The 6,749-nt window shown below is 59.8% G+C and carries 4 protein-coding genes; all 4 read left to right on the forward strand.

The features are described 5' to 3' along the window. Nucleotides 1-328 precede the first annotated feature (328 nt). The 4 genes from FJ398_24725 (at nt 329) to FJ398_24740 (ending at nt 6,574) form a co-directional block, all read left to right on the forward strand. Entirely contained in the window at nt 329-1,294 is a 966-nt protein-coding gene (locus FJ398_24725) for a cysteine synthase family protein (protein ID MBM3841100.1), read from the forward strand. 44 nt (nt 1,295-1,338) lie between these two features. Beyond that, nucleotides 1,339-2,184: a sulfurtransferase gene (locus FJ398_24730; protein ID MBM3841101.1), complete on the forward strand. Its 846-nt coding sequence runs from the start codon at nt 1,339-1,341 to the stop codon at nt 2,182-2,184. A gap of 123 nt (nt 2,185-2,307) precedes the next feature. After that, complete coding sequence (locus tag FJ398_24735) at nt 2,308-3,078, forward strand: creatininase family protein (GenBank protein MBM3841102.1); 771 nt, start codon at nt 2,308-2,310, stop codon at nt 3,076-3,078. A 193-nt stretch (nt 3,079-3,271) separates the two neighbouring features. Next, on the forward strand, nt 3,272-6,574 hold the full coding sequence (locus FJ398_24740) for a peptidase S41 (GenBank protein MBM3841103.1): 3,303 nt from the start codon (nt 3,272-3,274) through the stop codon (nt 6,572-6,574). Nucleotides 6,575-6,749: the final 175 nt, after the last annotated feature.

The following is a 6,749-nucleotide window of genomic DNA, read 5'->3' on the forward strand; positions in this document are numbered from 1 at the left end:
AAAAATAAATTCCGGTTTTGCTGGAGGCGATTTCGCTTTCTGGCGAGGCACGACGAAGGAGCATAGCCAGGGCTCTGCGACTGAGGAGAAACGAAGCCAGAAAGCGAAATCGCCCCAGCCCTCCGGGACGGGGCGGCGCCTGGCCGGCTGCGGCGTTGCTCGTCGGTCACAGCCCCAAAACGGGGATGCTCCCTCCTCGCGCCTTGCATCCGGCCAGGCGGCGCTCCCGCCAAAACCGGAAGTTATTTTTGCACAGACCCTTAGGGAAAAAGGTTGTCCTCCTGAAGCAAAAGCCATAATTAAGGGACGCAGTTACGTTCGCCAGTGCATGAACCACCACACGCGGGTTTACGACAACGTCTTTGAGTTGCTGCCCAACGAGCAGAATCCTTCCCCGCTCGTCCGCATCAACCGGATGAATCCTGTCCCCGAATTCGCTCTCTACGCGAAGCTGGAATGGATGAACCCGTTCGGGTCGGTGAAGGATCGCGCCGCCTGGGCCCTGCTTCAAGACCTGGAACAGCGCGGCGAAATCGGGAACGGACGCGGCATTGTCGAGCCGACTTCCGGCAACACCGGCATCAGCCTCGCCGCCCTGGCGCGCGCGCGCGGCTTCCACATGCGCGCGGTGGTGCCGAACAAAGTGTCGCTGGAAAAGAAAGTCCTGCTCAAGATCGCCGGGGCGCAACTGGACGTCGTTTCGGACGAGCTGTGTCCCGCGCCCGGCCTGGGCGACGGCTCGATCAACATCGCCAAGACCCACGCCAAAGCTTCCCGCGACAAATACGCGATGCCGAACCAGTACGAGAACGAAAAGAACGTCGAGGCGCACTTTCACACCACGGGCCCGGAAATCTGGAGGCAGACCGAGGGCAAGATCACGCATTTGTTTGTTTCACTGGGAACCTGCGGCACCGTGAGCGGCACAAGCCGGTTCTTGCGCAGCAAGAAGCCGGACATCAAAGTCATCGCCGTGCAGCCCACGGAAGGCCATGACGTTCCCGGCCTCCGCAACGTCACGCAGTTGGGCGTGTCCAAGCTGTTCGATTCCTCGCTCGTGGACGACATTCTTGAGGTGGAATTCCGGCTGGCTTACTCGCGGGCCATGGAGTTGTGCCAGACCGAAGGTTTGCTCGCCGGGCCGAGTTCGGGCCTGATTTACGAGGGCGCGCGGGAAATCATTCTGCGCGACAAAGCCGGCTACGGCGTAATGATTTTTCCGGACAACATATTCAAATACACCTCGAACATGATGAAACACATCCCGAGTCTGGCATCCGGCAATCAGGCGTGAGCCTGGACAGAAACCATTAACCTAGAATTCAGAAAGGACTGATTATGGCCAACTACGCTCAACCTGAAGTGCTCGTCGAAACCGATTGGGTCAAAGCCAACCTGGGCAAGCCCGGCATCAAACTCGTCGAGATCGACGTCGATACCAAAGCTTACGACGCCGGACACATCCCCGGCGCCGTCGGATTCAACTGGCAGACTCAACTCCAGGATCAAGTCCGCCGCGATATCATCGGCCAGGAAGCGTTTGAAAAACTGGCCGGCGGCGCCGGCATTTCGCCCGGCGACACCGTCATTCTCTACGGCGACAACAACAACTGGTTCGCGGCCTACGGTTTCTGGCTGTTCAAGATTTATGGGCATGAGGATGTCCGGCTGATGAACGGCGGTCGGGTCAAATGGCTAAACGAGCCGGACAAGCAGATGACTACGGAAGTGCCCAAACCGACGCCCGTGACCTATAAGGCCTCCGCGCCGAACTCCGAACTGCGCGCGTTGGTCCCGCAAGTGTTCGAGGCCCAGAAGGCTGGCAAATGGAATCTCGTCGATGTGCGCAGCCCGGATGAATACACCGGCAAAGTCATCGCGCCGCCCGGCATGACGGAGACCGCGCAGCGCGGCGGACATATCCCTGGCGCCAAGAGCATTCCCTGGAGCACGGCGGTCAAACCGGACGGCAGCTTCAAGTCCGCGGACGAGTTGCGCAGCATTTACCTGGACCAAAAAGGCGTCGATCCCAACAAAGACACGATTGCGTATTGCCGGATCGGCGAGCGTTCGAGTCACACCTGGTTCGTCCTGAAATATCTTCTCGGCATCAAGAACGTGAAGAACTACGACGGCAGTTGGACCGAGTACGGCAACCTGATCGCCGCGCCGATCGAGAAGTAGGGCAGGCTTCCAGCCTGCCCGGGTATCCGTTCAGCGTCTTGGAGAATCTCAATCTGTGTTGGTTTCGAGTCCCCTTTCCCCTCACCCCGACCCTCTCCCTTGGGGAGAGTGAGGGACGCACTCATGCAATTGACAGATCTCACCTGGCCGAAAGTTCAGGCGCTCAACAAAGACACGCCCGTCGTGTTCCCGATTGCGGCGCTGGAACAGCATGGCCGGCATTTGCCGGTCTTCACCGACAGTCTGCTCGCGGGCGAAATCGTCCGGCGCGCGGCGGAGAAGTTGGGCGACCGCGTTCTCTTCGCGCCGTTGATGTGGCTGGGGAACTCCGATCATCACCTGGAGTTTCCGGGCACGCTGTCGGCGCCGCCGCGCACCTACCTCGATCTGCTCGCGGGTTTGCTGGAGAATTTCATTCAGCACGGCTTCAAGCGCCTGGTCTTCATCAACGGCCACGGCGGGAACGACGTTCCAGGGCGCCAGATCGTGTTCGAGGTGCGGCAGAAACACCGGCATCGCGGCGATCTTCTGCTGTTGTTTGCGACTTATTGGAAACTCGGGGGCAAACCGCAGGCGGTGCGTTCCGACTTCAAGCAACAGCAAATGGGCCACGCGTGCGAATGGGAAACGTCCATGATCCTGCGATTGGCGCCGGATCTGGTCGGAGACTTCAAAGGCGCTCCACCGGTCGAATTCGGCGAAGCGTTCGAACCGGCCGCGCGCGGCTGGATCACGCAGGATCGGTCGGAACCCGGCCATATCGGATATCCCGCTGCCGCCAGCACGGAAAAGGGGGAAACTCTGTTCAAGGTTTTTTCGGACGACGTGATCGCCCTGCTCGAAAAAATCATCGCCTGGGACGGCAAAAGCTGGAACGGGGGCGGCGCCGGTTGAGAGCTTCAGTTAGAATCTGAACAGGAGGCAACGGAGCAAACAGAGAATGAGGTGCAAAATCTCTGTTTCCTCTGCTACCTCCTGTTAAAGAAAATTCGGGACAGTACAGCGAGTGGACAAATCTATGAAACCTTCCCTGCGTACAAGTTTAACTCAACGAAATCCGTTTTCAGGAGACGCGCGTGCGGTCTTGATGCGAATTTTCAGCGCCTGCCTCCTTTGCCTCGCCCTTCCATCGACCCGCGCGGTCGATATTCGGAACACGCGGATGTTGAGCCAGCCGGCGGTGAGCCAGGATCACATCGCGTTCGTGTACGCCGGGGACATCTGGGTCTGCCAACGCGACGGATCGAACGTGCGCCGGCTCACCACTCATCCCGGCGACGAGACGAACCCTCGGTTCTCGCCGGATGGCCGTTCCCTGGCCTTCAGCGGGCAGTATGACGGGAACCTCGACGTTTATCTGATGCCGGTGAGCGGAGGCGTCCCCCAGCGCCTGACGTGGCATCCGGGCCCCGACCTCGCCCAGGACTTCCGGCCCGACGGCAAAGCCGTGCTGTTCACCTCCCCGCGCGCCGTTCACACCACGCGCTACACGCAGCTTTTCACCATATCGATTGACGGCGGGCATCCGGAAGCGGTGCCGATTCCGCATGCTTCCATGGCCGCCTATTCAACGGACGGCGCCAGAATCGCTTACACGCCGGTGTATGAGGCGTTCCGGCAGTGGAAGAATTATCGCGGCGGAACGATCAGCCGAATTTGGCTGTACGAAATGGAAAACCACGAGGTCGTCGAAGTCCCCAAACCCAAAGGCGGCTGCAACGACACGGTGCCGATGTGGATCGGCGGCACGCTCTATTTCCTCTCGGACCGCAACGGCGAGTTCAATCTCTTTTCCTACAACGCCTCAGCGAAGTCCGTGGATCAACTCACCTTCCATGCGGATTTCCCGGTGATGCACGCTTCGGCAGGCGGCGGCGTGATTGTGTATGAGCAGGCGGGCTATCTGCATCTCTACGATCCGGCCTCCAAGAGCGCTCGCCAGCTTGCCATTGGCGTGGCCGCCGATCTTATCGAGACGCGGCCGCGGTTTGTCAGTGGCGCCCAGTACATTCGCGACGCCCAGATTTCACCTTCCGGCGCCCGGGCGGTGTTCGAGTTTCGCGGGGAAATCATCACGGCGCCGGCCGAGAAAGGCGATCCTCGGAACTTGACCCAATCCACGGCCGTCCACGAGCGCGACCCTCAATGGAGCCCCGATGGGAAGAGCATTGCCTATTTCAGCGATGCCTCGGGCGAATATGCCCTACATATTGCGCCGCAGGATGGCAAAGGCGACGTCCGCAAAATCCCGCTGCACGGCGCCGGCTTTTACGAGGACCTTCGATGGTCGCCGGACGGACAGAAAGTGAGCTACGTCGATAATAGCTGGAGCCTTTTCATCTTTGATCTGCAGGCGGAGAAAGCCACGAAGATCGATTCGGAACCCGTCTTTGGCCCGGCCTCGTGGCGCGGCCTTCAGCACGCCTGGTCGCCCGACTCGCGCTGGCTCGCCTACACCGTCAAAACGGAGAGCGGCCATCAACGCGTCCATCTCTACTCACTCGAACAACAGCGTTCGCATGCCGTCACCGAAGGTCTGAGCGACGTGAGCGAGCCGGTTTTCGACGCGCAGGGGAAGTATCTGCTATTCTTTGCCTCCACCGACGCCGGCCCGGTAGTCAACTGGTTCGCCATGTCCAATGCCGATATGGAGATCACCCGTTCCCTCTACCTCGCTGTCTTGCAAAAAGGAACCAATTCACCCTTCCTCAAGGAAAGCGACGAAGAGAAGCCCAAGGAGGAAGCGAAAAAGGAAAAGGACGACGCAGCGAAAGAGGACAAGAAGGACGCAGCCGCGAAACCTGAAAAGGAACCGGCAAAACAGCCCGCCGAAATCGCGCCGCTGAAGATTGACGTGGAAGGCCTCGCGCAACGGATCGTGGCGCTGCCGTTGTCTTCGGCCTTTTACCGAAACTTGCAGGCCGGCGACACGAATCACATTTACTATTTGAAGTCGGATCGCGCCCCGGGAGGATCGGGAGCGAGCGGCTTGAATTTGGTCCGTTACGACTTGGAGAAACGGAAGGAGGAGACCCTGGCGGAGAAAGTGAGCGACTATTCCGTCTCCGCCAACAAGAAGAAAATCCTGCTGAATGCGGGCGAGATCTGGCTGATTGCCGGAGCCGGGGAAAAGATCGATCTCAACAAGGGCAAGCTGGCGATGGGCTCGGTCCAGGTCAAGATCGACCCGCGCGCCGAATGGCCGCAAATCTTCCACGAAGCCTGGCGAATCAACCGGGATTACTTCTACGACCCCAATATGCACGGCGCCGACTGGGCGGCTGTGCGCGAAAAATACGCGGCCTTTCTGCCTCACCTGGCCGCGCGTCCCGACCTCAATCGCGTCATCCAATGGATGTGCTCGGAACTGGCCGTGGGCCACAGCTACCTCGGCGGCGGCGACCGGCTCAGTCAGATCAATTCGATCTCAGGCGGGCTTTTGGGCGCGGATTTTGAAGTGGCGGAAGGCCGATACCGTTTCAAGAAGGTCTATGGCGGATTGAACTGGAACCCGGAGTTGCGCGCGCCGCTGACCGAGCCGGGCGTGGACGTCCGCGCGGGCGAATACTTGCTGGCGGTCAATGGCGTGGACCTTCGCCCGCCCGAGAACCTCCACAGCCGCTTTGAAAACACCTCCGGCAAGCTGATCGAAATTACCGTTGGCTCAGATCCGGCCGGCGCACAAAAGCGCATCGTGCAGGTCGTGCCGATTGGAAGCGAGGTCGCCTTGCGCAATCGCGATTGGGTCGAAAGCAACATGAGGAAAGTCCACGAAGCCACGGCCGGACAAGTGGCCTACGTCTATGTTCCCAACACCGCGACGCTCGGGCACCTCTACTTCAAGCGTTACTTCTTTCCGCAGGCGGACAAGGAAGCGATCATCGTGGATGAACGGCACAACGGCGGCGGACAAGTGGCCGATTACTACATCGACATTCTCCGGCGGCCGTACATCAGCCACTGGACCACGCGTTACGGAAAAGATTTTCGCACGCCGCAAGGCGCCATCTTCGGACCCAAGGTGATGCTCGTCAACGAAACCGCCGGCTCCGGTGGCGATCTCCTGCCCTGGATGTTCCGCAAGCTAAACCTCGGCCCCTTGATCGGAAAACGGACCTGGGGCGGGCTCGTGGGAATTCTCGGATTTCCTGCGTTGATGGACGGCGGAGGGATTACAGCGCCCAACCTGGCGTTCTGGACGGAGGACGGCTTCCGTGTCGAGAACGAAGGCGTGCCGCCGGATATCGAGGTCGAGATGTGGCCGAAGGACGTGATCGCCGGACGCGACCCGCAACTGGAGAAAGCAATTGAAGTTGTCATGCGGTCGCTCAAGGAAAACCCGGCGCCGGGACCGAAACGCCCGCCCTTCCCAGTACGGGTTCGTCGGTAGCTTCGGAATTCGAGACTCGCTGCACCTAACCCGCGGTTAACCACCTTTGGGTCTGTGCAAAAATAAATTCCGGTTTTGCTGGAGGCGATTTCGCTTTCTGGCGAGGCACGACGAAGGAGCATAGCCAGGGCTCTGCGACTGAGGAGAAACGAAGCCAGAAAGCGAAATCGCCCCA

This window comes from Verrucomicrobiota bacterium (assembly GCA_016871535.1).
GTDB lineage: Bacteria > Verrucomicrobiota > Verrucomicrobiia > Limisphaerales > SIBE01 > VHCZ01.